This window comes from Nesterenkonia sphaerica, assembly GCF_005771565.1.
Taxonomy (GTDB): Bacteria; Actinomycetota; Actinomycetes; order Actinomycetales; family Micrococcaceae; genus Nesterenkonia; species Nesterenkonia sphaerica.
In genome coordinates, this window is record NZ_VAWA01000020.1 from 1 (window position 1) to 26,719 (window position 26,719).

Sequence of the window (26,719 nt, forward strand, 5' to 3'; positions counted from 1 at the left end):
CGGTTACTACACCCTCATCTGCGAAGAGCCTCTTAAGTAGCCAGGGACCAATTCTCCGGCGACGGATTCATTATCCCAGCAAGAAACAATCACCGTCAACTCGGTAATTCCCAGGAAAAATACAGCTTGGATCAGTTACTGATGATCTTCTGAATCTTTATTCGCTGTGTCTTGAAGCTCCTGTCGCACGGCGGCCTCTGTGGCCCGCTCTTTCCGGTCAGCCCGGAAGATTGCGCGCATAGCAAGCCAAAAGACCAGGCCGACACCCACGGAGGGGGCCAACACTTCAAAGTACGTCCAAAAGTTTTCCATTTCGACTTAACTTTCCGGCTTGAGCAGGGGAAATAAAATTGTTTCGCGGATACCAGTGCCCGTGAACAGCATCACCAGACGGTCGATTCCCAGTCCGATTCCACCCATTGGTGGGGCACCGTATTCCAAAGCCCGCAAGAAGTCCTCGTCAACCTGCATTGCCTCCTCGTCTCCGCCAGCGGCCTGTTGGGCCTGCGCCACCAACCGTTCACGCTGTATCACCGGGTCGATGAGCTCTGAGAAGGCCGTTCCGGTCTCCATACCGGCAATGATGAGGTCCCACGCTTCAATTACCCCGGGCTTATCACGGTGTGGGCGGGCCAACGGCTGCGCCGCCGGCGGGTAGTCACAGACAAATGTGGGTTGCAGCAGCGTCGGTTCAACAATTTCACCGAACAGCTCCAGGACCAGCTTCTGCGCGCTCCAAGAGGAATCAACCTTCACCTGGTGCCTCTCGGCGACGCGGCGCAGGACCTCTGCATCAGTCTCAGGGGTGATCTCCTCCCCCACTGCCTCGGACAGTCCCGGATACACGGACATCCACGCCCATTCGCCGCTGAGATCGACCACACCTTTGTCAGTGTGAATCTGGAGACCCGCGCCGACGGCTTCGGCGGCCTTGAGGATCATCTCCCGCATGCGTTCGGCCATGAGGTACATGTCCCCCCACGCCTCATAGGACTCCAGCATGGTGAACTCAGGAGAGTGTGTGGAGTCGACTCCCTCATTGCGGAAAACTCGCCCGATTTCGAAAACGCGGTCGATACCGCCGACCACGGCTCGCTTGAGGTAGAGCTCAGTGGCGATACGCAAGGTCATGGGCTGATCAAAAGCGTTGAGGTGCGTGTGGAACGGACGTGCCTGGGCACCACCGTGCAGCAGCTGCAGGATCGGCGTCTCAACCTCCACGTAGTCACGGGCGTGCAGCGCGTCGCGAATCGCCCGGACGACCGCTGCGCGAGTGTAGACCATCTCGCGGGCCTCATCGCGGACGATCAGATCGGCGTACCGCTGCCGCACACGGGTCTCCTCATTCAACTCCGCATGCAGCACGGGAAGCGGACGGAGAGCTTTGGAGGCGAAGCTGAACGATTGGGCCATCACACTGAGTTCGCCGCGCCGTGAGGCGACCACCTCACCGGTGACCTGGATGTGGTCGCCCAGGTCTACAGTGGACTTCCACTCGGCGAGGCTGTCTTCGCCCACCTGGGCAAGCGAGATCATGGCCTGCAGCCGGGTCCCGCTTCCCTGGGGCCCACCCTCCTGCAGTGTCGCGAAGCAGAGCTTGCCGGTATTGCGGATGAACATGACCCGCCCGGTGACTGAGACAATTTCGCCGGTCGACGCCCCGGGCTCGACGTCGGGAAAACGTCTGCGCACCTCGGCCAATGAGGAGGTACGCTCCACCACGACCGGATATGGCGTCTGACCCTTCTCCAGCAGCCGGGCGCGCTTGTCCATACGCACTGCGCGCTGATCGGTGGTGTCGATGCGGTTGCCGGAGGGAGTCTGCTCAGTCACCCCGCCAGTTTACGTCTTCTACTCCGCGTAGAAGAACTACCAGATAGTGACCCGCTGATCAGGCGGAAGGTACATACCATCGCCCTCAGCGGTGCCGAACGCCTCATGGAAAGCGTCGATATTCTTCACCGGCTGGGTGGCGCGGAACTCAGCCGGTGAGTGCGGGTCAATGCTCAACAGCGTCAGTGCTCGCTCAGGACGCGTCACATTGCGCCACCCCTGCGCCCAGGCGAAGAAGAATCGCTGATCACCGGTGAGGTCCTCAACGGCGTCGTCGTCGTGCTCTTCAGGTCCCGCCGCCTCGGTGATGGCCACCCCCTGGTTCCGCGCAGCAAGCCAGAGCTTGTACGCCTTGTGGGCGATGCCCAGTCCGCCGAGGTCACCGATGTTCTCCCCCAGTGTGAGCTCCCCGTTCACAGTGTGGTCATCGTCCAGCACTGTGGGGCTGAGCGAGCTGAACTGCTCCACAAGCCGTGCGGTGCGCTCTTCGAATGCGGCTCGATCCTCGGCTGTCCACCAGTCGGTCAGCGACCCGTCTGCGCCGTAGCGGGATCCTTGGTCATCGAAGCCGTGACCGATCTCGTGCCCGATCACCGCGCCGATAGCACCGAAGTTCTGCGCCATGTCCCGCTCAGCTGAGAAGAACGGCAGCTGCAGGATCGCCGCCGGGAAGCAGATGACGTTTTCCAGCGGGTGGTAGTAGGCGTTGACCGTCTGCGGAGTGATGTGCCATTCGTCGGGATCCGGGCCGTCGTCAATCTTGGCCACTTCACGGTCCCACTCTCCTTCAGCAGCCCTGGCGACATTGCCGATCAGGTCTTCGGTGGTCACCACGCAGGCTGAATAGTCCGTCCACGTGGCCGGGAAACCGATTTTCGAGGTGAACGCGTCGAGCTTCTTCAGCGCTTCCCCTCGGGTGGCTTCTCCCATCCAGTCCAGCTCCGAGATGGACCGCCGGTACGCCTCGATCAGCGCTGCGATGAGATCGTCCATCGCCTCCCGGGCCTCCGGGGGGTAGTGCCTGGCGACGTAGATCTGGGCCACATCCTCCCCCAGGTGAGCGTTGGTCAGCGCCACACCCCGCTTCCACCGCTCCTTCAGCTGTGGCGTACCGTTGAGGGTCCGGGCGTAGAAGTCGAAATGCTCCTGAACCACCTCGGAGTGCAACAGTGGTGCCGCCCAGCGCAACAACTGCACCCGCAGCCAGTGCTTCCACGTCTCCAGCGGCTGGTCGGTGAGCGCGTCCTGGAAAGCGCCGAGCACATCGGGCTGCCCCACCACCATTTCGGCAGCCTGCGCCTCGGTGAGCTCCCAACCTGCAATGGCTTCGCTGATCAGCGGCATCGCCTGCTCCACCGCGGCGCGAGACTTCAGGTTGTAGCGTTTCTGCGCGTCCCGGGTGGTGACACGGTCCCAATGATGGGAGGCAAGTTCCTTCTCCAGGGTGAAGACCGAACTCGCTGCCTGAGCTGGGTCTGCCACCCCTGCGAAGCCCAGGAAGGACTCCAGGTGGGACTGATACTTCTGCCGAATCTCCCGGTAGGTGTCCTCCCGGTAGTACGCCTCATCCGGAAGGCCCAGCCCGCCCTGCATCAGGTGGAACAGCTCCCGCTCTGGGTTTCCGGCGTCCCGGGTGACACCGACTGTCAGCAACCCCTCCAATCCCTGCCGCTGCCACTGCGCACACAGCCGCATGAGTTCTCCGGGCGTGGTGGCGGACTCAATGTCCTGCAGCCGCTGGTGCAAGGGGGTCAGCTTCAGCTCCTCGGCCCGATCAGCGTCCATGAAAGCCCGGTAGAACGTGCCGATGCGCTGCTGGACCTCACCAAAGTCGGGGTCCAGGTCACTGGCCTGGTGGCCGGCAGCGTCTGCGGCCTCCTCCAGGATGGTGCGCACATCGGCTTCCGCCTTGTCCCGCAGCTCAAGGAAGGAGCCGTAGGCATCCAAGTCGTCGGGAATGACCGCGGTCTTCAGCCACTGGCCGTTGACGTGGTGGTTGAGGTCATCCTGGGCTCGGACACTGGTGTCCCGATAGGGAAAGTCGGTCTGTGTGCTCATGAATCCACCCTACGTCAGGGCAAGCCTGGGACTGCAGCGGCATCAGCCTCTGCACTCACCCGGTCGGCGCCGCCCCAGGGCAGAGTTCCATCGTGTCGATCAGCCGCACTGGCCCCACCCTGGCGGCGATCAGCGCCAGCGCAGGCTGGCGCAGCGGGTCATCAGCAGTCTCCTGCATCGTGTCGGGGTCAACGACGACGAGATAGTCGAGATCCAGACGCTGGGCCGCCTGCAACTGAGCCCGCAGCTGGGAAAGGTCCAGCGGCTGATGTGCCTGCGCGCGCGCCGCCAAGGTGAACAGCGCCCGGGAGAGGGCGCAGGCGGCGTCGTAGTCTGCGGCGCTGAGCCGCAGGTTTCGGCTGGAGAGCGCCACACCGTTCTCGTCCCGCACATTCGGCAGGGACCGGATCCGAACCGGAAGGTTCAGGTCCTCCACCAGGCGGCGGATCACGGCGAGCTGTTCTGCGTCCTTCTGCCCGAACCAGGCTTCGCAGGCAACGGCAGCTGGAGGGGCCAGTATGGTGAAGAGTTTGGTGACCACCGTGGCGACGCCGTCAAAGTGCCCCGGCCGCGAGGCTCCTTCCCACCGTCGGCCCAGCTCCCCGGTGCTGACCCTGATCAGCGGCGCAGCCGGGTAACCGGGGTACATCTCCTGTAGGTCGGGAGCGAAAACGCAGTCGACGCCGTGCTCAGTGAGCATCTGCATATCCGTCTCCAGCTGGCGGGGGTACAGCTGGTAGTCGGTGGGGTCGTCGAACTGCAGGGGGTTGACGAAAACACTGGCGATGACAACGTCTGAGGACTCCCGTGCCGCCTGCAGCAGCGAGGCATGACCGGGGTGCAGCGCACCCATGGTCGGCACGATCCCGACTACCGGATGGGCAGCGGCGGTGTGCTCGACTGCTTGCAGCACCGCGGCGCGGATTCCTGTCACGGTGTCGAAGACCTCAGTCACGGGCACAGTCTAGTGGCGCCGCGCACCGAGACTGGCATGCTAGTGGTCCAGCAGGTCGAGCAGCTCGGCCGCCTGAGCCTCCGTCAGGGTGCCCAGCGCGAGGGCACGCTGGACCGCTGACTGTGCCATGGCGCGGTAGGCGCCCCGGACATCGGGGGGAAGCTGCGTTTCGGCCAGCACCCGCATGTGCTGGCGCACCGTTCCCGTGTCGCCCCGGGCCACCGGACCGGTCAGCGACCCCGCACCGGAGGCCAGCGCATTGTCGAGCGAGGCCTGCATCAGTGGGCCCAGCACGCGTGCAGGGTCGCCGATCCCGATCCGCTCCAGCACCTCGGCCGACTGGGCGGTAAGGATATTGAGGTGGTTGGAGGCATGGGCCAGGGCTGCATGATAGGCACCCCGATGCTCCTCCTCCACCACCACCGGCTCCCCTCCCATCTCCACGGCCAGCGCCTGCGCCACCGGCAGCACCGCGTCCTCGGCGGTGACAGCGAATGCGCTGGCGCTGAGCCGCTGCAGGTCCATGCTCATTCCGGTGAATGTCATGGCGGGGTGAATGGCCAGCCCGATAGCTCCCGCTTCCACTGCAGGCTGAAGCACGCCGACGCCGTAGCGGCCGGAGGTGTGGACCACCAGCTGGCCCGGATGAAAATGACCGGCATCGGCGGTTCCGCTGACCAGCTGATGCAGGACGTCATCTGGCACCGCGAGGAGGACCAGCTCTGCCCGGCGGACGATCTCCGGGATCTGCAGCACCGGCACACCGGCCAGCAGGTTTTCCGCCCGGTCCTGCGAATCTGCCGAGACGGCGTGGACTCCGACGATCTGGTGACCCGCACTGCGCAGTGCCGCACCCAGCACCGCGCCGACTTTTCCAGCGGATATCACACCCACACCCAAGCGGCCGTCCCTGGCCCAGGGCGGCAGGTCGGCGGCATAGGGATCAATCGGTTCAGACATCATCTGCGGTCCTTACATCGGGTGGACGCCGCAGCAGGAGCTGTCAGGGCCCCGTCTGCGGACAGCATTCGCAAGTCTAAGGGGCCGCAGGTGGGGCCGCGGCGTCGTCGAGCTTCTCCACTGCCTCAGCGACGTTCTTCTCGAACTCCGCCAGCTCCTCCGGCAGCATCCACTGGTTGCGGTCGGTGAGCCGCCGAGCCACGGCCGCGTATCCGGTCTCCTGCTCGAAAAGTTGCCGGATCTGCTGCAGATCCTGGTTCTGCGCCAGCACTGTGATCGGTCCAGCCGGGAGATGAATGTGCAGGGTGGCGACTCTTCGCCACCGGGCCAGCGGCCCCTGCTGCAGGGCAGCGGACTGGATCCGCTCGTGAGGGACCATCGTCAGCCGGCGTGTCATGCGACCATCACGGATCAGCAGCGCGCTGGGGGTGGTGAAGAAGCCACGCCGCCGGCGCACCCAGGGGTCGAAGAGCGCGGCCCGGGCTGGGACTGCCGTAAAGCTGCCGTGATCCCCCGACCCTTGGAGCCCTTCCATGAAGATCTGCTCCGGGCGGTCCACTCGGAGGTCCGGGAACATCTCTGCGGTCAGGCGCATCACATCACCAGCAGTGCCCACTGGCAGAAGGGTGGTGCGGGAGTCGAGTCCGTACCCGGCCACGGTGACGATCACTCGGTACCAGCCGAACGGCCGCCACAGCAGTCCCTGCTGAATCTGGATCCCCTGCACCCGGCCTGGCGGCACTGTCTGGGTGTTGGTGGTCGTCAGCCCGTACTTCAGGCGCAGTCCCGCCTGGGTCATGGTCGCGGTGAAATTCCACCCACCTGTCAGCTGTCCCCAGAACCCGAGCACCGCGCCGATGAGGATGGGGATGCCCACCGCAGGCTGCAGTCCGATCTCCATCAGTACCGAGGCCTCCTGCTCCCCGCTGAACCACAGCAGGGCCGTGGTCAGCAGCAGATAGGTGAGGTAGATGCCCACCACGAGCACCACGACGACGCCGCCGGGGCCGCAGATCATGGACGCGATCAGCCGCCAGATGGGCACCCGGGCGATGTGACGGTCCGGGACTGCGGCCGGCGTCTGCGCCCCGGCCGGCACCGCCGCCTCATCGGGACCAGCCGTCTCCGCAGGCTCGTGGACAGAGCGTCTCGGGATGTGGGAAATAGCCGCAGAATCAGCGCTATTTCCCACATTCAGCGACGCGCTGTGGGCGGTGCCCGCCGCGGGGTGGTCGTATTGACGGGGGTTCGGGGCGGCGAGCCGACCGGCGGCGCGGTCCATAATCTCAGTGCGCAGCCGCTCAGCCTCGCGCTTGCGCAGGAAAGCCAGCGTGGCCGCGGTCCCATCCCCCTCCGCGACCTCGAACCGCAGCTCGGCCAGCCGGGCTATTCGGGCCAGCAGCGGCTGCCGGAGGTCCACCGCCTGGACGCGGTCGATACGGGCCTGGCGGTGCTGCCGGACGAGGATCCCCGACTTCACCATGACGTGCTCAGCGGTGATCTTATAGCGGGTGAACCACCACGACAGTGTGAACCCGATAAAGATCAGCAGCGCCAGCGCGAGGAAGGCGCCTCCGCCGATCAGATACGGCAGCGGGTTCGACTGAACGTTGTCGACCAACTCCCCGCTGCGCCAGGCATTCCAGAGGTTGGACCACATCTCCCAGTTGTAGGCGAAGAATGCGGCCGGAATCGCCACGATGGTGACCCATCCGCGCACCAGTGGGCTCAGCGGGTGGACCTTGGTCCATGTGGCGTCGAACCAGGCTTCTCTGGCGGAATCGCCGGTCATCAGAGTCCGGCCAGCCGTGCTTGTCCACGCGCGGCCAGCTCATCTCGCAGCCGCGCACCTTCGGCGCGCACCGCCCCGGGGATGGTGGCGTCCGTAGCGGCGGAGGCGGTCTTCAGCTGTACGGTGCACAGCCCCAACTTCCGCATGATCGGCCCAGCCTCGATGTCCACGTACTGCATCCGCCCGTAAGGCACGGCGACCACGCGCTGCCACAGCAGGCCACGGCGAATCAGCAGATCATCTGCGCGCTCGTGGTATCCGATGGCGCGCACCCGCCGGGGCACCAGCGCGAGGTCCACTCCGGCCCAGAGCACCAGGCCTCCGATCACCAGGACCTGCAGCCACAGCGGCAGCGTCCAGACTCCTGTCCAGCTCAGCAGTAGCGGCACCCCGAGGATGGCGAAGGTGACCAACCAGCCGGTGATGCCGGTGATGAACTTGACCGTAATGTACTTCTCGTCCACGCGTGTCCATTCCACCCCAGCGGGGTCGATGGCCTCAGAGTGCAGCATTCGGCTCCGTTCCGTTGTCGTCGAAGCGTGGCTCGCTCTGACTGAGTCCGCTGTCCGGGGGGAGCTTGCCCAGCGTCTCCACCACGAACCCGGTAATCACCCAGATCAAGCCGCCGATGACCACCACCAGGGCGGAAGTCACGTTCGGGGTGCCGGCACCTGCTGCTGGCGCCAGGTCGATCAGCACCCCGGCGTGCCATCCAGCTATCAGCGCTCCCGCGTAGGCGCAGGCCTGGCCGGCGGCCACCACGCGGACGGCCTGGAGGGGGTGGATCCTGCGGGCTGGCCGGCTCCGGGGCTTCTCCCGGCGTGCTTCATCAGCTGCCTGTTCTATCCGGCGTTGGTCACGCCAGACAATCAGTCCCAGGATGAGGACGATTCCCCCGATCGCCCCCAGCGTCACCGCTGAGGAGAGCGGCAGCACCGGAGAGCTGAATCCCCCGGCGGACATCGCTACCGTGGCCAGGTATCCGGCTAATGCTGCGCCCAGGGCGATGACCAGCAGCCACAGCGGTCGCAGCTGTGTCACTTCTCGAGCCTCACCACGTCATCGTAGTCCTCGGCCTCGCGTGCCAGTTCACGCACCGGACGTCCCTCGAGCAGAGCCACCGGGTCCATCCAGCTCCACGGCAGCAGGACAAAGGCCCGCTCGGAAGCTGAGGGATGCGGCACCTGCAGCCGCGGCGCGTCGATGGCGGCGGAGGCGAAGGTGACGATGTCGACGTCGAGCGTGCGGGGACCGTGCCTTTCCTCCCGAATCCGGTTGTGCTGGTCTTCGATCCGGTGGGCCAGGTCCAGCAGCTGGTGCGGCGAGAGCCGGGTTTCGATCTCCACCACCTGGTTCAGGAAGTCACGCTGCTCCTCCGGCCCGCCCACCGGTTTGGTGCGGGCCAGGGGGGAGACATTGATGACGACGACGTCCTCAGCTTCCTCAAGTGCCTGGACCGCTGAGGCGAGCGTGGCTGAGGAGTCGCCGAGATTGGACCCCAGTGCCAGGACGCTGCGCACGGGGAACGCCGCAGGAAGGTCAGGATCACGGAAATGATCGGTGACCGCCGCCTCGTGACCCAACTCGGCCAGTGAGGTCCGGTCATAGTGATCCAGCCGGCCCGCCGGCGTGGTGACGGTGTAACTCTCCTCCGGCCCTCGGGCGGAGTCTGCCGAGGCGAACCCGGCTGTGTCTTCGACCAACTCTCCCTCGTAGACTCCCGAAACCCGTGGCCATGGCCGGTTCAGCGCCGGACTTTCGGGGATCTCGGCCCGGGTGCGGTGAATGGTGACCGAGACGTCGTCGAACGTCTGCGTCAGGGGGGCGCGCGGTTTGTGGACCGTCACTGCGGCGGCTTCAATGCGCGGGTCTGAGCGCAGGATGGCGGTGGTGAGAGCCTCAGCCAGCGCCTCGATGAGGGCGAACCGCTCAGCAGAGACGATACGTTCAATCAGGTCCGCGACTGCGGCGTAGGACACGGTGTCCGCGAGGGCGTCACTGCGGCCTGCTCGGCTGAGATCCAGGCGCAGTTCGGCGTCGATGGACAGCGGCTGCTCGGTGACCTGCTCGTGGTCGAGCACACCGATGACTGCACTCAGCTGCAGGCCGTTCAGCCGAATCACGTCATAGCCCATGCTCCCAGGCTACGCCACCGGCGCATCCAGGCTGAAGCGGGGCGCACGGTCTCGCCTGAGTGCGTCGGCTCCAGTGGGAACCGCCGGCCGGTCAGTGACCCAGCGCTGCGAACACCGCAAAGGCATCAGCGGTGGGACGGGGGTCGTGGACGCGCACTGCCCAGCACCCGGTGGCGGCGGCGTGAACACTCAGCGCCGCGGTCGCCGCTTCGCGCCCAGCGGCGGGCCGTGGGACACCGTGGGCATCGGTCAGGAGCTCACCGAGGAATCCCTTGCGGGAGACTCCGAGCAGAACCCGGTGGCCCAGCGCCGTGAACTGCCCCAGGTGGCGCAGCAACTCCCAGTTCTGCTGGTGCGTCTTGGCGAAGCCGATCCCCGGGTCCAGCACAATCTGCTCCGGAGCAACCCCCGCGTCGAGATACTGCTGACGGACCGTCTCCAGCTCGGTCATCACCTCACCGACGACGTCGTGATACACCGCGCGGGACTGCATGTTCTGGGCGTGGCCCCTGTTGTGAGTGATCACGACCCCGCAGCCATAGTCAGAGACGGCGCGGGGCATCGCAGGTGCAGTGAGCAGGCCGGAGACATCGTTGATGACCATCTGCGGGGCCCGCGCACCGGCGACTTCCAGCGCCGCCGCCGCGGTCTCTGGGTGCCGGGTATCCACCGACACCGTCGCAGGTAGGTCCAGCAGCGCTTCCACCACAGGCAGAATCCGCTGCTGCTCCTGCGCCGGCGGCACCGGATCGGCGCCCGGCCGGGTGGACTCCCCGCCGATGTCGATGATGTCGGCTCCCGCGGCCAGCAGCCGTTCGGCCTCACCGACAGCGGCACTGACCTCCACTGATCCCGCCCCAGAAAGGAGGCGACCGCCGTCCGAAAAACTGTCCGGAGTGACATTGAGAATGCCCATAATGCGCGTCATGCCGGACCTCAACTGTGCAGGATGAGGCTCATCGCCTCCGAGCGGGTCGCGGCGTTGCGCAGCGCGCCGCGCACCGCCGACGTCACCGTCTTCGCACCCGGCTTCGCCACCCCCCGCATGGACATGCAGAGGTGCTCGGACTCGATCACCACAATGACGCCCTCGGGCAGCAGATGCTCCATGAGCGCATCGGCGATCTGCGTGGTCAGCTGCTCCTGAACCTGGGGGCGCTTGGCGAAGATGTCCACCAGGCGCGCCAGTTTCGACAGCCCTGTCACCTTCCCCTCCTCGGCAGGGATATACCCCACGTGCGCCCTGCCGTAGAACGGCACCAGGTGATGCTCACACATGGAGTAGAAGGCCACGTCGCGGACCAGCACCAGTTCCTGGTGGCCGATGTCGAAAGTTGTGCTCAGAAGCTCCGCCGGGTCCTCGTGAAGACCTCTGAATGCCTCCGCGTACGCCTTCGCCACACGGGCAGGAGTCTGCTTCAGACCTTCACGCTCGGGATCCTCACCGATAGCCAGCAGGATCTCCCGCACAGCCGCTTCAATGCGGGCCAGGTCGACGACGTCACTCACCTCATCCGCCCTTTCTCCGGCTTCAGTGGCCGAATCTGCCCGTCATGTGGAGCCTTTCTGGTCCGTGAGACGGCACATTCGGCCACTGAAACGAGCGGCCCGGTCACCTTAGGCATTTTCACCCTCGACTACCAGGGGGCGGTCCGGGCTGGACTCCCAGACCTTGCGGACGGGCCGCTTGGTGACGCCGGTGAAGATCTCTGCGACCTCCATGGCGTTCAGCGTCTCGACCCGCAGCAGCTCTTCGGCCAGGGTATCGAGGATCTGGCGGTTCTCCGTCAGCGCCCAGTAAGCCTCATCATGGGCCTCATCAATGATGCTGCGCACTTCTGCGTCGACGATCGCGGCCAGGTCCTCGGAGTAGTCCTTGCCGGTGGTCATCTCTCTTCCGAGGAATGGGCTGGAGTCCCCGGAACCGAGCTTCACGGAGCCGACCCGCGCGCTCATGCCGTACTCGGTGACCATACGGCGCGCGGTGTCGGTGGCCTTCTGGATGTCGTTCGCCGCACCGGTGGAGGGGTCCCGGAACACAATCTCCTCAGCCACCCTGCCGCCCATGGCGTAAGCGATCTGGTCCAGGAGCTCATTGCGGGTGGTGGAGTACTTGTCATCCTCGGGGATGACCATGGTGTAGCCCAAGGCGCGGCCGCGAGGCAGAATGGTGATCTTTGTGACCGGTGCGGAGTAGTTCAGGGCGGCGGCGACCAGTGCGTGACCACCTTCGTGGTAGGCGGTGACCCGGCGTTCGTGATGTTTCATCAGTCTGGTGCGCTTCTGCGGCCCGGCCATCACCCGGTCGATCGCCTCATCAATTGCCCGGTCGTCAATCAGGTCAGCGTTGGAACGCGCAGTCAGCAGGGCTGCCTCGTTGAGCACATTGGCCAGGTCGGCGCCGGTGAAGCCGGGGGTCTTTCGGGCCACCTGTTTCAGGTCCAGGTCGGGCACCATGGGTTTGCCTTTGGAATGAACCTGGAGGATCTGCTGGCGGCCGTTGAAGTCGGGGGCCTCCACCGGAATTTGGCGGTCGAAGCGGCCAGGGCGCAGCAGGGCCGGGTCCAGCACGTCGGGCCGGTTGGTCGCAGCGATGACGATGATGTTGGCGTTGGCGTCGAATCCGTCCATCTCGACCAGCAGCTGGTTCAGTGTCTGCTCCCGCTCGTCATTGCCGCCGCCGACGCCGGCCCCGCGCTGTCTGCCCACTGCGTCGATCTCGTCAACGAAGATGATGGCTGGGGAGTTCTCTTTGGCCTGCTTGAACAGGTCCCGTACCCGGGAGGCGCCCACACCCACAAACATCTCCACGAAGTCAGAGCCGGAGATCGAATAGAAGCTCCCCCCGGCCTCTCCCGCGACTGCCTTGGCCAGCAGCGTCTTGCCGGTCCCAGGCGGCCCGTACAGCAGCACACCCTTGGGGATCTTGGCTCCCAGGCGCTGGAACTTCTCCGGTTCGGAGAGGAACTCCTTGATCTCGTGGAGCTCCTCCACAGCCTCTTCAGCCCCGGCCACATCCTGGAAGTTGACCTCCGGCATGTCCTTGTCGAACATCTTGGCCTTGGACTTGCCGAACTGCATGACCCGCGACCCACCGCCGGACATCCGCAGAATCAGCCAGATGAAGATCGCGGCGATGATGAGGAACGGGATCATGAAGCCGAGCATCGACAGCAGCCAGTTCGACTGCTCGGGCTCGTCGGTGTACCCATCCAGGTCCGCCGCCGCGATGGACTCCGCCACGGTTTCCGCCCGCGCCTGCGAGAAGTGGAAATGCACGGCATCTTCGTACTCGGTGCCGTCCAATTCAAAAGATTCGGCCAGGGTGAGGTCGACCCGGGAGTCGCCGTCGTCAATCCGCGCCTCAGTGACCTGCCCGTCCTCGATCAGCTCCATGCCGACGTTGGTGTCCACGCGCTGGCCGGCACCGGCTGAGCTGAACAGCGCAGGAACCGCCACCAGCAGGATCAGCACTGCCAGGAGGATCCAGAACAGGGGGCCGGTAAAGATCTTCTTGAAGTTCATTGAGCTCCGTCGCGCGCGTGCGAACACAGGATAAGGGTCAGCTTCACACGGTACTAGAGCACGACGACGCCAGCTAAGCCCGCAGGCTCCACGTTCGCCTCAGGCGGAGCTTCTTACTGGTAGACGTGCGGGGCGAGGATGCCGATGCAGTCAAGGTTGCGGTACTTCTCCGCGAAGTCGAGGCCGTAACCTACGACAAACTTATTGGGAATGTCATAGCCGACATACTTCACATCGATCGACACTTTGGCGGCTTCCGGCTTGCGCAGCAGGGTGCAGATTTCCACGGAGGCCGGTCCGCGGGACTCCAGATTGGCCTTCAGCCAGCTCAGCGTGAGGCCGGAGTCGATGATGTCTTCGACGATCAGCACATGCCGGTTCATCAGATCCGCATCAAGGTCTTTCAGGATGCGCACCACACCCGAGGACTTGGTACCGGAGCCGTAGGAGGACACGGCCATCCAGTCCATGGCAATGTGTGAGCGCAGCGCCCGGGAGAGGTCTGCCATGACCATCACTGCGCCTTTGAGCACGCCCACAATGAGGACGTCCTTATCGGCGTAGTCACGGTCGATGTCTGCAGCCAGCTCCTCGATGCGAGTCTGGATCTGGTCGGCGGTGTAGAGAACTTCTTCGAGGTCGTCGTGGACGTCCTTGGAATCCATCGGCTCCGCAGTGCTCCTTGGTCTCTGCCGCGCCCGCGGGTCGGCGGACGGTTCTCACCCTGATGGCGGAACGACCACCAGTTTTCCATAATCCGGCGTCTGCCGCGCACCCCGCCGGATCCGCACATGGCCCTCCATTTCCACCGGGCCGGCGGAGCGGCTGCCGGTGACCAGTTTCTCCGCGGCGGTGAGCCGCTCGAAGCTGGGGTTGGCTCCCCCGGCAGCGGCCACAGCCAGAGCTATCACCCGGCGCCGAATGGCAGGAGGCTGCGCCCGGAGGCCCTTCAGGTGCAGCCGCAGCGTGCCGGTGGGGTCGGGATCCTCCAACAGGGCGGGAAAGACCTCCTTGGCCTGCGACTCCATATAGTCGGCGTCGTCGGCTGCGATCCTTGCGGTGCGGACCAGCGCGTCTTTCACCGTCCCCGAAAGCTCCCGCTCCAGGTACGGAAGGATCTCAGCGCGGACCTTGGAGCGCAGGAAGCGGGGGTCCGCGTTCGCCGGGTCGTTCCACCACTTCAGCTGATGGTGGGCGCAGATGGCCTCTGTGTCAGCGCGGCTGAGCTCCAAGAGCGGTCTGCGGAAGGGTCCCCGCGCTGCCGGAATGCCAGCCAGGGACCGTGTGCCGGACCCGCGAGCCAGCCCCAACAGCACCTGTTCGGCCTGGTCATCCTTGGTGTGAGCCAACAGCACCGTCGAGGCTCCCAGGTCAGCCATGGCCTGGCGGAAGGCACGGTACCTTCCGGTGCGTGCCGCTGCCTCTGGACCCACAGGGGACGCGGGGTCCACCTCAGCGGAAAAGATCCGGACCGGATCAAGTCCCAAGTCTTTGAGCTGGCCGACCGTCCGGCCTGCGACCTCCTCGGAGTCCGGATGGAGATGGTGGTCCACTACCACGCCGCCAAGCCGGGCCTCCGCCGAGGGACCGGTCGTGCGCTGGTGGTGCCAGGCGGCTGCGGTGGCCAGGGCCAAGGAATCGGCGCCACCGGAGCATGCCACCAGGCTCAGCCCCTGGGGGTCGAGCATCTCACCCACGGCCCGGCGAGCCGCATGCCACGCTGAGGGGGCCCCTGCCATCAGCCTGCTCCTACCCCTGCGGGGTGAAGCCCATCCGCTCGATCCACTTGTCCGGGTTGTGCAGCTCGTGCTCGGTGGGCAGGTGCTCTGGCGATTCCCAGATGGTGTTGAAGGTCTCCATGCCCACGGTGTCCACGATGTGCCCGACGAATTTCTGCCCGTCCCGGTACTGGGCGGCCTTCGCATCCAACTGCAGCAGTTTCCGGACGAGCTTCTCCAGCGGGGAACGGTTCTTCCCCCGCTGCTCAAAGCGGCGCCGAATAGTCTTCACTGTCGGCACGATGGAGGCGTCGACGGCGTCCATCACCACGTTGGCGTGGCCCTCCAACAGACTCATCACTGCAGTCAGGTGGGACATGATGGCACGGTCTTCAGGCGATTGAAGGGCCTCCAGCAGCCGGTTGCGGGCAGGTGCGGCGGGGGCGTCGTCGTGCTGACCGGCTCTGTCCTGCTTGGCTTCCTGACGCAGGCTCTTCACCGCCTCAGCGATGCGCTGCGGAAGGCTCTCCACTCCGCTCAGGGTGGAGGCCGAGAGTGTGCTGATCGAGGACATCAGGTGCTCGCGCAGCCACGGTGCGGCGGCGAACTGCACCCGGTGGGTCTGTTCGTGGAGGCAGACCCACAGCCGGAAATCATCGCGGTCCACGTTCAGCTGCTGTGCGATCTCCACAATATTGGGGGCGACGAGCATCAGCCGGCCCGCCGGGGCCCGCTCTGAGGAGTGGAAAGGATCGAACTGTCCGAGCACATTGGCGGAGAGGAATGCGAGGATCCCGCCAAGTTCAGCGCCGGTGGCCGCGGACCCGACCACCTGCGCGCTGCTGCCTTCGCTGACCAGCTGAGGCTTCTTCTCCGCAACCGCCTCCAGCGCGGGCGTGAGCAGTCGCCGGAAACTCTCGGTGTTGGCGGTTGACCAGCCAGGCCGGTCCACCACCAGGACGTCGCGCTGGTCCTCGCCCAGCCCTTCGGCCGCGCTGAGTCCGGTGATGGTGTGCACATAGCCGACAGCTTCGGCGGCCGCCCGCCGCAGGTCAGCGACTTCCTGCGCGGCGGCGGCAGGTCTCAGCGGCGGTCCCGGCGGGACCAGCCGGGATGCCGTTGCGCGCGCCACGTCCCAGTTGATGATGAGGTCTGCCGGTGAAGTCATTGGTCCATCACATCACAGGAGCCTGGCTGTCACCTGCCCAGGACGGTTCACGGTAGGTTAACGCCATGTCCGCGCAGACCCCGCCGCAGGCCCTTGCCCATCCGTGGACGGAGGACGAGGAGTTCGTCAGGCTCTACGATCTCGAGAACCAGGGGCTGTGGGACTTCGACTTCTACCGGCAGCTGCTGGTGGAGCAGGGTGCCCGCCGAGTGCTGGACATCGGGTGTGGGACTGGGGTGTTGGCGGTGAGCCTGGCCGGTGAGGGGTTGCAGGTCACCGGTGTGGACCCAGCAGCCGCCATGATCCGCACTGCACAGCGCCGGGCGGATCAGGCCTCACTGGGCGCCCGGCTGACGCTGCTGCACGGCACCACCGCACAGGTGACAGCCACAGGGTTCGACGCTGCGATCATGATGGGTCATGTGGCCCAATACTTCCTGTCCCGGCAGGAGTGGGACCGGGTGCTGAAGGATGCCTACCGAACCCTGCGGCCTGGGGGCTTCCTGGCATTCGAGTCTCGCAATCCGCACGGGCTTGACGACGACGCCTGGGATGAAGATTCCACCAAAGCCACTCAGGAGCATCCGGAGGGCGGAGAGTTCACCTCCTGGCTTGAAGTGGTTGACATTGAGCACGACGACGCCGAGGGCCCGGTGATCACCGCGCGCGGCCACAACGTCTTCCCGGACGGCAGGCACCTCACAGCGGATGAGCCGCTGCGCTACCGGCCCCTGACGGTGTTGCGGGAGTCTCTGCACCGGGCCGGCTTCGCGGTGGAGCAGGTGTGGGGCGACTGGGATCGGTCCCCGTTGGAACAGAGCTCCCCCGAGATCATTGTGCTGGCCCGGAAGCCGTTCTGAGCGCCTCGAGGTACTGCCCGTGAGGGCCACTGCGGGCCACCGGACTGCCGTCGAGGGCAAGGATGAAGCCAGACCGCGCGGGATCCTCGTCGTGAAGCTGCTGGGCAACCTCAGGGACAATGGTCGGCCCCTCATTGCTGACCCAGCGGACACCGCTTTCGCGTATCTGTTGGACGAATCTTTCCCGGTCCCGGGGTGACAGGTAGGCCAGCACTGCGGAGTGAAACACCACCGGAATTGTGTCCTCGGGCACCTGGGCCAACAGCACGGGCAGTTGCTCACTGAGGTCGCCGACGCTGAGCAGCGGCGGGTCTTGCGCCACCAACCGGGCTCCGGCTCGTAGCCGCTCCAAGCGGTACTCCATTCCGGGCCAGACCAAGGCTTCCAGCCACCTCCGGTCCTCCTCATCGGTGAGGTCGAGCGGGTTCAGGTCGACCCCTGCCCGCCACGCCACCTCCGGGAGGCGGTCTGGAGGCGGCACACCGCGAAGTTCACAGTTCAGCGGCACAGTTGTGGACAGCACGCCAGAAGGCGTGAGGTAGGTCGTCTCGCCACTTGCGATATACCGGATCGGCCAGGCATCGGGATACAAACAAAGGCCGGCGGAGCAGCCCACCTCGATGAGCGCCAGCGGCCTTCCGGTCTCAGCGGCGATCTTCGCGAACGCCAGATTCAGTACCGCGAGCCGGCCGGCCTCATTCGTTTGGGTGCGGCGCTGCTGCATGGTGGCACGAATAGCCTTCCACCTAGAAATGAGCGCCGGGCGCACCTGCTCCCAAGGAGCCGTGGGCACCTGGTGGATCCTGGCCGCAGCGAAGAGCAGATTCGGTTGACGCTTTGACGTTTCCAGTGTCAGCAACAGCTCAAGGATGGTGCGATCCTCCGCCACTTCGGCGGCCCACTCGGCGTAGAGCGGTGAGACCGGAGCGGCTTCCACCCCGGCGAAGTGCCGATACAGCCGTTGCACCTGGCCGATGCCCTGGGTGGAAATTTCCTGCATGCTGGGCAGCATACGCGGAGCCTGGACACAGGACGGGTTGCTAACCTGGAAACATGCACTGGTTGGCGTGGATCGTCATCGTGGCGATTGTGGTGTTCGGCATCACCCAGGTGATCAGCATGGCCACTGGACGCCCCTTGCCCTCCGGAACGGACAGTGATGAGGTCAAGAAGCTCAGAAAACGCATTGAAGAGCTTGAGGCCACCCGCTCGCCCCAGCAGATCGAGGACCGTGTCCCGACCAAGTCTGAGGTGAACCTGGCCGCGGAGGACCGGTGGCGGATCGAAATGCTCGAAGCTCGACTCGAGCAGCTGGAGAAGGACCAGAAGGACGACGGAGACGAATCGCCTGGCTCGAAGGGTTGAGACCTAGGCGCTGAGCAGCAGCGCAGCTGAAAAGGCAGCCGCGAAGGCCAGCCCCAGCGTGCCGGTCTGTTGGAGCACCGGGATCAGTGCTGTGCCCTCCGGGCGGGGATGGCGCCGCGGCCACATGGTCATCAGCGGTGGTAGCGCCACTGGCCAGGCCAGTACCACCACCCAGAACCACGCGCTGGCGCCGATGAGGCTCAGCGGCAGCGCCAGTGCGAGCGCCAGCATCAGGCAGTAGGTGGCCCGTGCCCCTGTCTGTCCCAATCGCACTGCCAGGGTGTTTTTCCCGACCTCACCGTCGGTGGGGATGTCACGCACGTTATTGGCCATCAGCAGGGCCGAGGCGATCAGGCCATGGGAGACCGCCCCGATGCCCGCGGTCACCGCCGGGAATTCCACGGTGAAGCCGTGGAGGCGCCCCACCTCCGTGATGGCGAATGCCGTGCCCAGAGTGGCGACGAGACCGAAGAAGACAAAGACCATGACTTCGCCCAGCCCGCGGTACCCGTAAGGCTTCGACCCCCCGGTGTACCACCATGCCGCCAGTACGCACAGCACCCCGAGGGCCAGCAGCCACCACGCCTGAGTCAGGACCACCACCCCCAGGCCGGCGAGGGCCGCCACTGCGAAGCTTCCGAAGGCTGCAATCTTCACCTGGGTCGGAGCTGCGGACTGTGAGGCCGTGAGTCGCTGAGGACCCACACGCACGTCATCGGTTCCGCGCACCCCGTCGGAGTAGTCGTTGGCGTAATTCACCCCCACTTGGAGGGCGAGGGCAACGATCAGCGCCAGCACCGCCACCACAGGGACCAGTGCGTTGAAATTTGTCGGAAGGCCCTCCGCAGGGGCAACGTCCAGCGGGCCGAGGAATGGCGGCCAAGCTGCGGCGGCACCAATGAGAACCGGACACACCGCCATCGGCAGCGTCCGGGGCCGGGCTCCGGTGATCCACTCACGGGTGGTGGCCACGGGCGTCACCTTCCTTCAGCGTCTCTACTAGCGCCTGCCGGTCAGGTTTTCCACTGGGCAGCAGCGGCATTGACCCCAGCAGCTCATAGTGCTTCGGCACAGCGGCCGGGCCCAGACGCTCACGGACCAGCTCGTTGAGCTCTTCTAAGAGATTGCTGCCCCGGGAGGCAGTGGCCAGCACCACGGCTGCTACAACTTTCTGGCCCCAATGGGCGTCGTCGATGCCAGCGACGAAGGCCTCCCGCACACCGGAGTGTGACTCCAGGGCCCGGCGCACCTCCTCAGCGGAGACTTTGACCCCACCAGTGATGAGGACTGAGTCCGCCCGACCGGTCACGGTGAGCCTCGGCAGAATCTGCGCTGAATGTCCCCCGCCGCTGACCTCAGCAATGGTCTCCACTTCGGTGGCCCGCTGCGTGCTGAGCTGGCCCAGGTCATCGGTGCGGAAGCGGCGGTAACGACCTTCGTGCGGGGCGGACTGGTCGAGCCGCACAGGGATTCCCTGCGGCGAGTCCGCGTCGGGCACCCATTCGAACTTCCTCGCGGTGAGTTCAGGATCCCCGTAGTAGCCCAGAGCGACCATGGGTCCGGACAGCAGCACCCGGCCGCGGGTGCCGATTTCTACGGTGACCCCGGGCAGCGGATAGCCGTCATAGACGCAGCCTCCGCAGGTCTCTGCCATACCGTAGGTACGGATGACGTTCAGGCCGGCTCCACGGGCGCGGTCGAACAGCTCAGCAGGCGTGGGGGCACCTCCGAGCAGAATCGCATCGAAGCTGGCCAGGGCGTCCAGCAGCCGGGGCCCGGGATCGCTCAGCAGCTGCTGGAGCTGGGTGGGGACCAAAGACACGAAGCGGCGCTGAGCGTTCAGCTGCTCGGCGGCCTGACTGAAGCAATCCGGGTCAGTGGTGTTCTCCAGCAGGGTCACCGGCTCCGTCTGGGCGATCAGACTCCGCGTCAGCACCGCCAATCCCGCCACATAACTGGGTTGCAGCGTCAGCAGCCACTGCCCGTGACCGCCCAGGGCCTGAGCGGTCATCTCCGCAGAAGCGTGCAGTGCCTCCCAGGACAGCAGCGTCTGCTTGGGGGTGCCGGTGGAGCCGGAGGTGCGCACTATCGCGGCAGCGCCGGTGCCGGAAGCGTCCTCGCGCTCAACCCACTGCGGGGCGCCGCCGGGCGCGGCCGGGAGGAATTCCAGCGGGGCACTGCCGGCTTCACGGGTGCCATGGAGGGCCTGCAGCGCATGCTGCCACGAGTGAGTGTTCATGGGATCACGACGCCGCCTCGTTCAGTAGTAGTAAGGAAAGTCGGACCAATTCGGCGGCCGCTTCTGCAGGAAGGCGTCGCGGCCCTCGACAGCTTCGTCAGTCATGTACCCCATGCGGGTGGCTTCCCCGGCGAAGACCTGCTGGCCGGCCAGCCCGTCATCGGGGGCGTTGAAAGCGAACTTCAGCATCCGTACCGCCTGCGGCGACTGCCCCGCGATATCCGTGGCGTAGCCCAGGGCGACTGTCTCCAGCTCCTCGTGGGCCACCGCCTCGTTGACCGCGCCGGCGGCCACCATATCTTCGGCGCTGTGCTCCCGGGCGAGAAAGAAGATCTCCCGCGCCTTCTTCTGGCCCACCTGCCTGGCCAGCAGCGCGGAACCGTAACCGGCGTCGAAGGACCCCACCGTGGCGTCGGTCTGCTTGAACTTTCCGTGCTGGCGTGAGGCGATCGTGAGGTCGCAGACCACGTGCAGGGAGTGCCCGCCTCCTGCGGCCCAGCCATTAACCACCGCGATCACCACCTTGGGCATGGTGCGGATGAGTCGCTGGACTTCCAAGATGTGCAGCCGCCCGGCCTTCGCCGGGTCGATCGTCTCTGAGGTCTCCCCTTCTGCGTAGCGGTAGCCGTCGCGCCCGCGGATGCGTTGGTCACCTCCCGAGCAGAAGGAGTGGCCGCCGTCCTTGGCCGAGGGGCCGTTGCCGGTCAGCAGAACCGCGGCCACATCCGGGGTCATCCGTGCATGGTCCAACGCTCGGTACAGCTCGTCCACCGTGTGGGGACGGAACGCGTTGCGGACCTCTGGTCGGTCGAAGGCGACCCGCACTGCCGGCAGATCTTGGACGATGGAGCCATCGGGAGAACGCTGGACTCGGCGGTGGTAGGTGATGTCGGTGAAGTCAAAGCCCTCGACCACACGCCACTGGTGGGGGTCGAAGGTGTCCGAGACGTTGGGGGGAAGGTTCATGTCAGTCGTTGGGCCCCGCTCCGCGGTCATCATCCTTCTTCTCTTGTTTCTTCTCCGCAGCGCGCCGCTCAGCCTCCCGCTTACGGCGATTCTCCTCAGCTTGGCGCCGGGCCTCTTCTTCGCGGCGCTGAGCCTGACGGCGCTGAAACTCGACATTCCGGAGGAACTCCGGATCATCATCCGGGGCCATGGGACCCTTCCGCCGGCCGCCGCCGCCTCCGTTGCCTCCTCGGGCCTTGCCGAAGCCCAGCCACAGCCCGGCTCCCAACAGCGGCAGCAGAATGATGATCGGCAGCCAGGCGGACTTGGGCAGCACGCGCACCTTGTGCCTGGGTGTCTGAATGCAGTCGACCGTGCTGTAAATCAGCAGGCCAAGTGCGACGACGCCGACAGCCATAAAAACCCGAACCATGGCATCTAGGGTAGTAGACGCAGACCTGTGACGTGGCGGTTTCCGCTCCGCGCGGACCCACCGCGGACCCGTGCGATCACCGGTCAGAGCGTCCCGGTTGATCGGGGTCAGCCTCGTCCGGCTCCGCGACAGGTTCCGCGGGATGTTCGTGGAAACGCTCTGCCAATTGGTCCTCAGCCGCATTGTCCTGCTGCTCGGACGTGGAGCGCCGGCGCCGCCCGACCCAGCGGGCCAGCTGCTCCCCGGCTTCCACCCTCCACGAGTTGAAGAAGAGGTAGCTGACCATCCAGGAGACAGCCAGGCCGATCAGCACCGCGAAGATGAAGGTGAAACGCCCCAGGTTGATGTAGAGACAGCCGAAGAAGACGACGGCGAAGATGCCCAGCCTGAGCACCGAATACTTAAGCACAGCCATGCGCAGATCCTCCGCTCATTCCGGCAGCCCGGCGTAGGAGTGCAGTCCGGGGAACCACATATTGACCACGGTGTAGTTGATGATGATGCAGATGAAGCCAATGATCGACAGCCATGCGGCACGGTTCCCGGTCCAGCCTCGGGTGGCCCGGGCGTGCAGGTAGCCGGCGTAGACCACCCAGATCACAAACGTCCACACTTCCTTGGGGTCCCATCCCCAATATCTGCCCCAGGACTCGTTGGCCCATATTGCGCCGGTGATCATGGGACCCAAAGTCCAGAAGACGAAACCGACGGCGTTGAGCCGGTAGGCCCAGGACTCCAACGAGAAGGCGCTGGGCACCAGGCGCATGAACTGATTCGTGGCCAGTCCACGTTCAAATCTGCCTTTGGGTGCACCGTCCAGAACCCGTTCACGGCGGGACTGGAGCAGCTGGAGCAGATTCATGGCGAACGTGAGGGTGAACACCGCCATGGCCAGCACCGCCAGGGTGACATGGATGGCGATCCAGGGGCTCTGCAGCGCCGGCTGCACGTGGCCGATGGGGGTGGGGAAGCCGATGGTGGCACCAGCCATCATCGTCACCACCAGTCCCAGTACAAAGACGCCTAAGAACCGCAGGTCGCGGCGGATGAGACCGGCCAGGTAGACCACACTGACCACCAGTGCGGCCGCGGTGAGAAATTCGAACATATTTGCTGTCGGCCAGCGGCTTGCCGCAAGCCCACGGGCGACGACGGCGAAGCCATGAGCTGCAGCGGCCACCGCAGTCAGTGCCACCGCCACGTTCGCAAATGGCCGGGTGGTGCCGACATAGGCAAGATCGTCGTCGACAAGGTCTTCATCGCTGGCCCGCGGTGGGGCGGCATCATTGGGCGCGACAGCGTCGTTCGGCGCGGAAGCGCCCACCAAGCGTTGTGCACGCTCACGCTGCTGCTCAGCGGAGAGTTCAGCCTCCACTCGGCGGATCGTGGCGGAGCTGCGGACGGTGTCCACGGTGAACAGGATGAACGCCAGGGTGTAGATGAAGGCGCTGATCAGCATGAACAGCTCGGAGTATTCGGCCAGCTGCACGTTGATGGGGGCCAGATGTGTGGACAGCGGAGCTGCAATCATGACTCGTTGTTCTCCTCTGGGGGACGGACCGGCCAGGCCTTCTCGAACTGGGTGCGCAGGGCGATGTTCTCATCGCGGAGCCGGAAATCTTCGCCGCGGGCGAGCAGGCCGTATTTGACCAGTGTACGACCGTGCTCATTGGCTTCGACGGTGACCCAGGCTCGGCGTCGTCGCAGAAAGAGACTGGCGATGAGCCCGGCGGTGGCCGTCATGGCGAAGATCAGAATGTAGGTGGTGCCGGGGTTGTAGTGGATGTCGATGGCGATGTAGTCCTGGACTTCCTCGAACTCTATGGACCCCAGGCCATCCGGCAGTTGGTGGGTCTCACCGAGGGCCAGGGTGATGGCGCCGTGTTCGGTCTCGCGAGTGTTGAGCTCGGTGAGGTCTTCGGTGTCAAGCACATAGACGTTTTGGGGTACGCCCTCGTCGAGTCCGAGGTCTCCGGCGTAGGAGTTCAGATGCAGCTCAGGGTTGCCCAGTTCCGGGTCCGCTGAGATCGCCAACCCATCTCCGGTGTCGTGCGCGGTGGGCAAGAACAGTCCCACAAAGCCGAGTTGCTCCGGGGACGCGTCGGGGGCTTTGACCACTGCCATGGAGGTGTAGACCGGATCGTCCGGCCGGGTGATCACCGGTCCGGAGAAGGCGACCTCTCCCTCTCCGTCCCGCACGGTGACCACCGGTGCGTAGCCATTGCCCACCAGGTAGATCTGCGCCCCACCTCCGAGCGAGAGCGGGTGGTTCACTTTGAGCTCTGTCTGCTCGGGCTCGGCCTCGGGGCCGTCTTGGACGGTGACATCGGCGGTGAAGTCCAGTGCCTGACCGTAGTGAGGGTTGGGCTCTCCGTTGAAGAGCTGCCGGTCGAAGGCCCGTTCGAAGCTGTCTAACCGGATGGAGAATGGTTCGAGGTTCTCTTCCTGGAACCACGTGCCGGGGTAGAAGTTGTCATAAGCGACCAGCGCGTTGACGAAGGCCTCATCCTCGATCATCACCTTCTGGCCCCGGTAGCTGAACATGGCACCGGCTGCGACGAAGATGAGCACTCCCACCAAAGAGACGTGGAAGACGATGTTGCCGATCTCCCGCAGGTAGCCCTTCTCAGCACCCACCGATCCGGTGCCGTCGCCATTGCGCCGGACATCGACCCGGTAACGGCGTTTCTTCAGCATGCTCGCGGCGTCGCTGAGTGCTTGTTCGGGGCTGGTCGCCTCACCGGCAGCCTCGAGCTCCAGCGCCCCATATTCGGGAAGTCGCTCCAACCGGCGGGGGGTCCGCGGTGGGGGGCTGACCATCTGCTGATAGTGCTTGCGGGTGCGCGGAACTATGCAGCCGATCAGTGAGATGAACAGCAGGATGTAGATGGCGGAGAACCAGACCGAGGAGTAGACGTCAAAGATCTGGAAGAAGTCCAGAATCGGACCCAGCGTGGGGTTGTCCTCGATGTAGGTACGCACGGCGAACGAGTCTTGGACCCGCTGCGGGAAGATCGAACCCGGCACCGCGGCGATGGCCAGCAGCAGCAGGAGCATCAGCGCGGTGCGCATGGACGTCAGCTGGGTCCATGCCCAGCGAAGCATCCCAGTCACGCCCAGGGCAGGGGCGGTGACGTCCTTCTTGGCCACACCCTGAGCCTCATTCAGAGCGTCCTCGCGAGCGTTGTCACGGTGAGCCGAGGGCTGGGTCTCAGGGGCGGCGTCGTTCTCAGTGCTCATCAAATGGGCATCACAATCTCTGATTGGAACCAATCCTGCAGCGCCCACACCCAGGTGTTCCAGATGCCGGTGGCCATTAGCAGGCCGATGAGTACCAGCAGCCCGCCTCCTGCGCGCATGACAGTGCGCTTATGCCGTGTGAAGAAGCTCAGGGTCCGCATTCCGCGCTGCATTCCCAGGCTGATCAAGATGAAGGGAACGCCGAGTCCCAGGCAGTAGATGAAGACCAGCGCCGCGCCTCGGGTGTGCTCCGCTCCGCCGGGGTCTCCGACGACCAGTGCCAGCACCGCAGCCAGGGTGGGTCCCATGCAGGGGGCCCACCCGATGCCGAAGGTGGCCCCAAGCAGCGGCGCCCCCAGCAGCCCGTCCGGCGGGCGCCGGTGAATCTTGCGTTCGCGCTGAAAAAGGTTGACCGCACCCATGAAGATCAGGCCCATCAAGATGACGACGCCGCCTAGCACCTGGGTCACCCACGCCCCGTCAAATCGGAGCCAGACGGTGGCTTGGACGAACACGGCACCGATGAGCAGGAACACCACGCTGAACCCAAGCACGAACAGGGAGGCGCCGAGCACCATTCGGGACCGGGCGCGCTCCTGCAGATCCGCCCCGGACAGGCCGGTGACGTATCCGAGGTAGCCGGGGACCAGGGGAAGCACGCAGGGGGAGAGAAAGGACACCAGACCCGCCAGCAGCGCCACCGGGGCGGCGATCAGCAGCGAGCCGTCCGAGACGATCTCGGCGAAGGGGTTCGAGGCCATCGCCGCTGGCGGCAAGGGATTCAGGCTCATAGGGTGGGCAGGGTTGCTGCGGCTTCCTCGCTCACAGCCGCTTCCGCCTGGGCCTGGTCTTCCTCCAAGGCCGTGCTGATCAGAGCCCGCAGGGTCCCCGGGTCCACGAGGCCGCTGATCCGGGCGGAGACCCGGCCCTGTCGGTCGAGCACCAAGGTGGTGGGCACGGCCGAGGGATGCACATAGCTCGTCATGGACATCAGCACACTGCCGCCGCGGTCTTCCATAGAGGGATAGGTGATTCCGAAAGTCCGCTCAAACGCCTCAGCAGTGGGCTGGGTGTCCCGGGTGTTGACTCCGTAGAACTGCACAGAGTCGGCTTCGAACTCTTCGTAGATTGCCTGCAGGTCCGGGGCTTCTTTGCGGCATGGGGCACACGCGGCGTACCAGAAGTTGATCACGCTGACCTCGCCCTGGAAGGTCTCTGCGGTGACGGTTTCACCTTCGAAGGTCTCTGACTCAAATGTCACCGCTTCGCCGCGATTTTCTGCCGCGATCTCCTGCACGGACCCGTCTCCGGCGATGTAGTTGGTGCCATCATTGGAGGCTCGCTGAGCGAGGTCGTCGTTGCCGTCGGCACCGCAGGCGGTCAGCAGCAGCCCGGCGGCCAGCACTGCCGCGGCCATCGACCGGAGGGTGCGACGGGGTGCGGGAGAGTCGGTGGGGAGCATCAGTACTGAATTCTACAGATGGTAGAAGTGG

At 65.3% G+C, this 26,719-nt stretch carries 26 protein-coding genes and 1 pseudogene; 2 read left to right on the forward strand and 25 right to left on the reverse strand.

Annotation, left to right across the window (positions count from 1 at the left end):
- Positions 1–318 precede the first annotated feature (318 nt).
- From lysS to FEF27_RS11535, 15 genes and pseudogenes are all read right to left on the reverse strand, one after another.
- The gene (gene lysS, locus FEF27_RS11470) at positions 319–1,833 is read right to left on the reverse strand and encodes a lysine--tRNA ligase (RefSeq protein ID WP_138171036.1); all 1,515 of its coding nucleotides are present in this window, start codon (positions 1,831–1,833) and stop codon (positions 319–321) included.
- Between the two features lie 36 nt (positions 1,834–1,869).
- Positions 1,870–3,891 carry a M13 family metallopeptidase gene (locus FEF27_RS11475; RefSeq protein ID WP_138171037.1) on the reverse strand — a complete coding sequence of 674 codons (2,022 nt, stop codon included), beginning with the start codon at positions 3,889–3,891 and terminating at the stop codon, positions 1,870–1,872.
- 55 nt (positions 3,892–3,946) lie between these two features.
- On the reverse strand, positions 3,947–4,846 hold the full coding sequence (panC, locus tag FEF27_RS11480) for a pantoate--beta-alanine ligase (protein ID WP_208009836.1): 900 nt from the start codon (positions 4,844–4,846) through the stop codon (positions 3,947–3,949).
- A gap of 39 nt (positions 4,847–4,885) precedes the next feature.
- Positions 4,886–5,806 (reverse strand): Rossmann-like and DUF2520 domain-containing protein, encoded by a 921-nt coding sequence (locus FEF27_RS11485; protein ID WP_481850143.1) that lies wholly within the window; start codon positions 5,804–5,806, stop codon positions 4,886–4,888.
- A gap of 76 nt (positions 5,807–5,882) precedes the next feature.
- Positions 5,883–7,598, reverse strand: a complete 1,716-nt coding sequence (locus tag FEF27_RS11490) for a PH domain-containing protein (RefSeq protein WP_138171039.1) — start codon at positions 7,596–7,598, stop codon at positions 5,883–5,885.
- Positions 7,598–8,107 carry a PH domain-containing protein gene (locus FEF27_RS11495; RefSeq protein ID WP_138171062.1) on the reverse strand — a complete coding sequence of 170 codons (510 nt, stop codon included), beginning with the start codon at positions 8,105–8,107 and terminating at the stop codon, positions 7,598–7,600. Before FEF27_RS11495 ends, FEF27_RS11490 begins: the two co-directional genes overlap by 1 nt.
- Complete coding sequence (locus FEF27_RS11500) at positions 8,097–8,639, reverse strand: DUF3180 domain-containing protein (RefSeq protein WP_138171040.1); 543 nt, start codon at positions 8,637–8,639, stop codon at positions 8,097–8,099. Before FEF27_RS11500 ends, FEF27_RS11495 begins: the two co-directional genes overlap by 11 nt.
- Positions 8,636–9,118 (reverse strand): 2-amino-4-hydroxy-6-hydroxymethyldihydropteridine diphosphokinase, encoded by a 483-nt coding sequence (gene folK / locus FEF27_RS13890; RefSeq protein WP_424991686.1) that lies wholly within the window; start codon positions 9,116–9,118, stop codon positions 8,636–8,638. Before folK ends, FEF27_RS11500 begins: the two co-directional genes overlap by 4 nt.
- A gap of 261 nt (positions 9,119–9,379) precedes the next feature.
- A pseudogene (gene folB, locus FEF27_RS13895) lies at positions 9,380–9,733 on the reverse strand (dihydroneopterin aldolase); the annotation flags it as partial.
- Between the two features lie 91 nt (positions 9,734–9,824).
- Positions 9,825–10,661, reverse strand: a complete 837-nt coding sequence (gene folP / locus FEF27_RS11510) for a dihydropteroate synthase (protein WP_138171042.1) — start codon at positions 10,659–10,661, stop codon at positions 9,825–9,827.
- A gap of 8 nt (positions 10,662–10,669) precedes the next feature.
- A complete protein-coding gene (gene folE / locus FEF27_RS11515; RefSeq protein ID WP_138171043.1) occupies positions 10,670–11,242 on the reverse strand; it encodes a GTP cyclohydrolase I FolE in 573 nt (190 codons plus the stop codon).
- Positions 11,243–11,350: 108 nt separating this feature from the next.
- Positions 11,351–13,258: an ATP-dependent zinc metalloprotease FtsH gene (gene ftsH, locus FEF27_RS11520; protein WP_138171044.1), complete on the reverse strand. Its 1,908-nt coding sequence runs from the start codon at positions 13,256–13,258 to the stop codon at positions 11,351–11,353.
- 113 nt (positions 13,259–13,371) lie between these two features.
- Positions 13,372–13,923: a hypoxanthine phosphoribosyltransferase gene (gene hpt / locus FEF27_RS11525; protein WP_138171045.1), complete on the reverse strand. Its 552-nt coding sequence runs from the start codon at positions 13,921–13,923 to the stop codon at positions 13,372–13,374.
- Between the two features lie 54 nt (positions 13,924–13,977).
- A complete protein-coding gene (gene tilS, locus FEF27_RS11530; RefSeq protein ID WP_138171046.1) occupies positions 13,978–14,997 on the reverse strand; it encodes a tRNA lysidine(34) synthetase TilS in 1,020 nt (339 codons plus the stop codon).
- A gap of 10 nt (positions 14,998–15,007) precedes the next feature.
- Complete coding sequence (locus FEF27_RS11535) at positions 15,008–16,144, reverse strand: zinc-dependent metalloprotease (RefSeq protein ID WP_138171047.1); 1,137 nt, start codon at positions 16,142–16,144, stop codon at positions 15,008–15,010.
- A gap of 65 nt (positions 16,145–16,209) precedes the next feature.
- On the opposite strand from FEF27_RS11535, the gene FEF27_RS11540 reads away from it, so the two are divergent.
- The gene (locus FEF27_RS11540; RefSeq protein WP_138171048.1) at positions 16,210–17,004 is read left to right on the forward strand and encodes a class I SAM-dependent methyltransferase; all 795 of its coding nucleotides are present in this window, start codon (positions 16,210–16,212) and stop codon (positions 17,002–17,004) included.
- On the opposite strand, the gene FEF27_RS11545 is transcribed toward FEF27_RS11540, so the two are convergent.
- Positions 16,976–18,004 (reverse strand): DUF2332 domain-containing protein, encoded by a 1,029-nt coding sequence (locus FEF27_RS11545; protein WP_138171049.1) that lies wholly within the window; start codon positions 18,002–18,004, stop codon positions 16,976–16,978. The two genes, FEF27_RS11540 and FEF27_RS11545, sit on opposite strands and share 29 nt — an antisense overlap.
- Positions 18,005–18,057: 53 nt before the next feature.
- Here FEF27_RS11545 and FEF27_RS11550 point away from each other — a divergent pair, with 53 nt between their 5' ends.
- Complete coding sequence (locus FEF27_RS11550; RefSeq protein WP_138171050.1) at positions 18,058–18,369, forward strand: hypothetical protein; 312 nt, start codon at positions 18,058–18,060, stop codon at positions 18,367–18,369.
- Between the two features lie 3 nt (positions 18,370–18,372).
- On the opposite strand, the gene FEF27_RS11555 is transcribed toward FEF27_RS11550, so the two are convergent.
- The 9 genes from FEF27_RS11555 to FEF27_RS11595 form a co-directional block, all read right to left on the reverse strand.
- Positions 18,373–19,341 carry a 1,4-dihydroxy-2-naphthoate polyprenyltransferase gene (locus FEF27_RS11555; RefSeq protein ID WP_138171051.1) on the reverse strand — a complete coding sequence of 323 codons (969 nt, stop codon included), beginning with the start codon at positions 19,339–19,341 and terminating at the stop codon, positions 18,373–18,375.
- A complete protein-coding gene (locus FEF27_RS11560) occupies positions 19,325–20,608 on the reverse strand; it encodes an AMP-binding protein (RefSeq protein WP_138171052.1) in 1,284 nt (427 codons plus the stop codon). The genes FEF27_RS11555 and FEF27_RS11560 overlap by 17 nt, the downstream gene beginning before the upstream one ends.
- Positions 20,609–20,629: 21 nt before the next feature.
- Positions 20,630–21,574: a 1,4-dihydroxy-2-naphthoyl-CoA synthase gene (locus tag FEF27_RS11565; protein ID WP_138171053.1), complete on the reverse strand. Its 945-nt coding sequence runs from the start codon at positions 21,572–21,574 to the stop codon at positions 20,630–20,632.
- A gap of 1 nt (position 21,575) precedes the next feature.
- Entirely contained in the window at positions 21,576–21,986 is a 411-nt protein-coding gene (locus FEF27_RS11570; protein WP_166430010.1) for a PLDc N-terminal domain-containing protein, read from the reverse strand.
- Positions 21,987–22,062: 76 nt separating this feature from the next.
- Positions 22,063–22,401, reverse strand: coding sequence for a DUF4229 domain-containing protein (locus tag FEF27_RS11575; protein WP_138171055.1), 339 nt, complete (start codon positions 22,399–22,401; stop codon positions 22,063–22,065).
- Between the two features lie 15 nt (positions 22,402–22,416).
- A complete protein-coding gene (gene ccsB, locus FEF27_RS11580; protein ID WP_138171056.1) occupies positions 22,417–23,517 on the reverse strand; it encodes a c-type cytochrome biogenesis protein CcsB in 1,101 nt (366 codons plus the stop codon).
- The gene (gene resB, locus FEF27_RS11585; protein ID WP_138171057.1) at positions 23,514–25,226 is read right to left on the reverse strand and encodes a cytochrome c biogenesis protein ResB; all 1,713 of its coding nucleotides are present in this window, start codon (positions 25,224–25,226) and stop codon (positions 23,514–23,516) included. The genes ccsB and resB overlap by 4 nt, the downstream gene beginning before the upstream one ends.
- Entirely contained in the window at positions 25,226–26,017 is a 792-nt protein-coding gene (locus FEF27_RS11590; RefSeq protein WP_243729215.1) for a cytochrome c biogenesis CcdA family protein, read from the reverse strand. The genes resB and FEF27_RS11590 overlap by 1 nt, the downstream gene beginning before the upstream one ends.
- Positions 26,014–26,688, reverse strand: a complete 675-nt coding sequence (locus FEF27_RS11595; protein ID WP_243729216.1) for a TlpA family protein disulfide reductase — start codon at positions 26,686–26,688, stop codon at positions 26,014–26,016. Before FEF27_RS11595 ends, FEF27_RS11590 begins: the two co-directional genes overlap by 4 nt.
- Between the last annotated feature and the right edge of the window lie 31 nt (positions 26,689–26,719).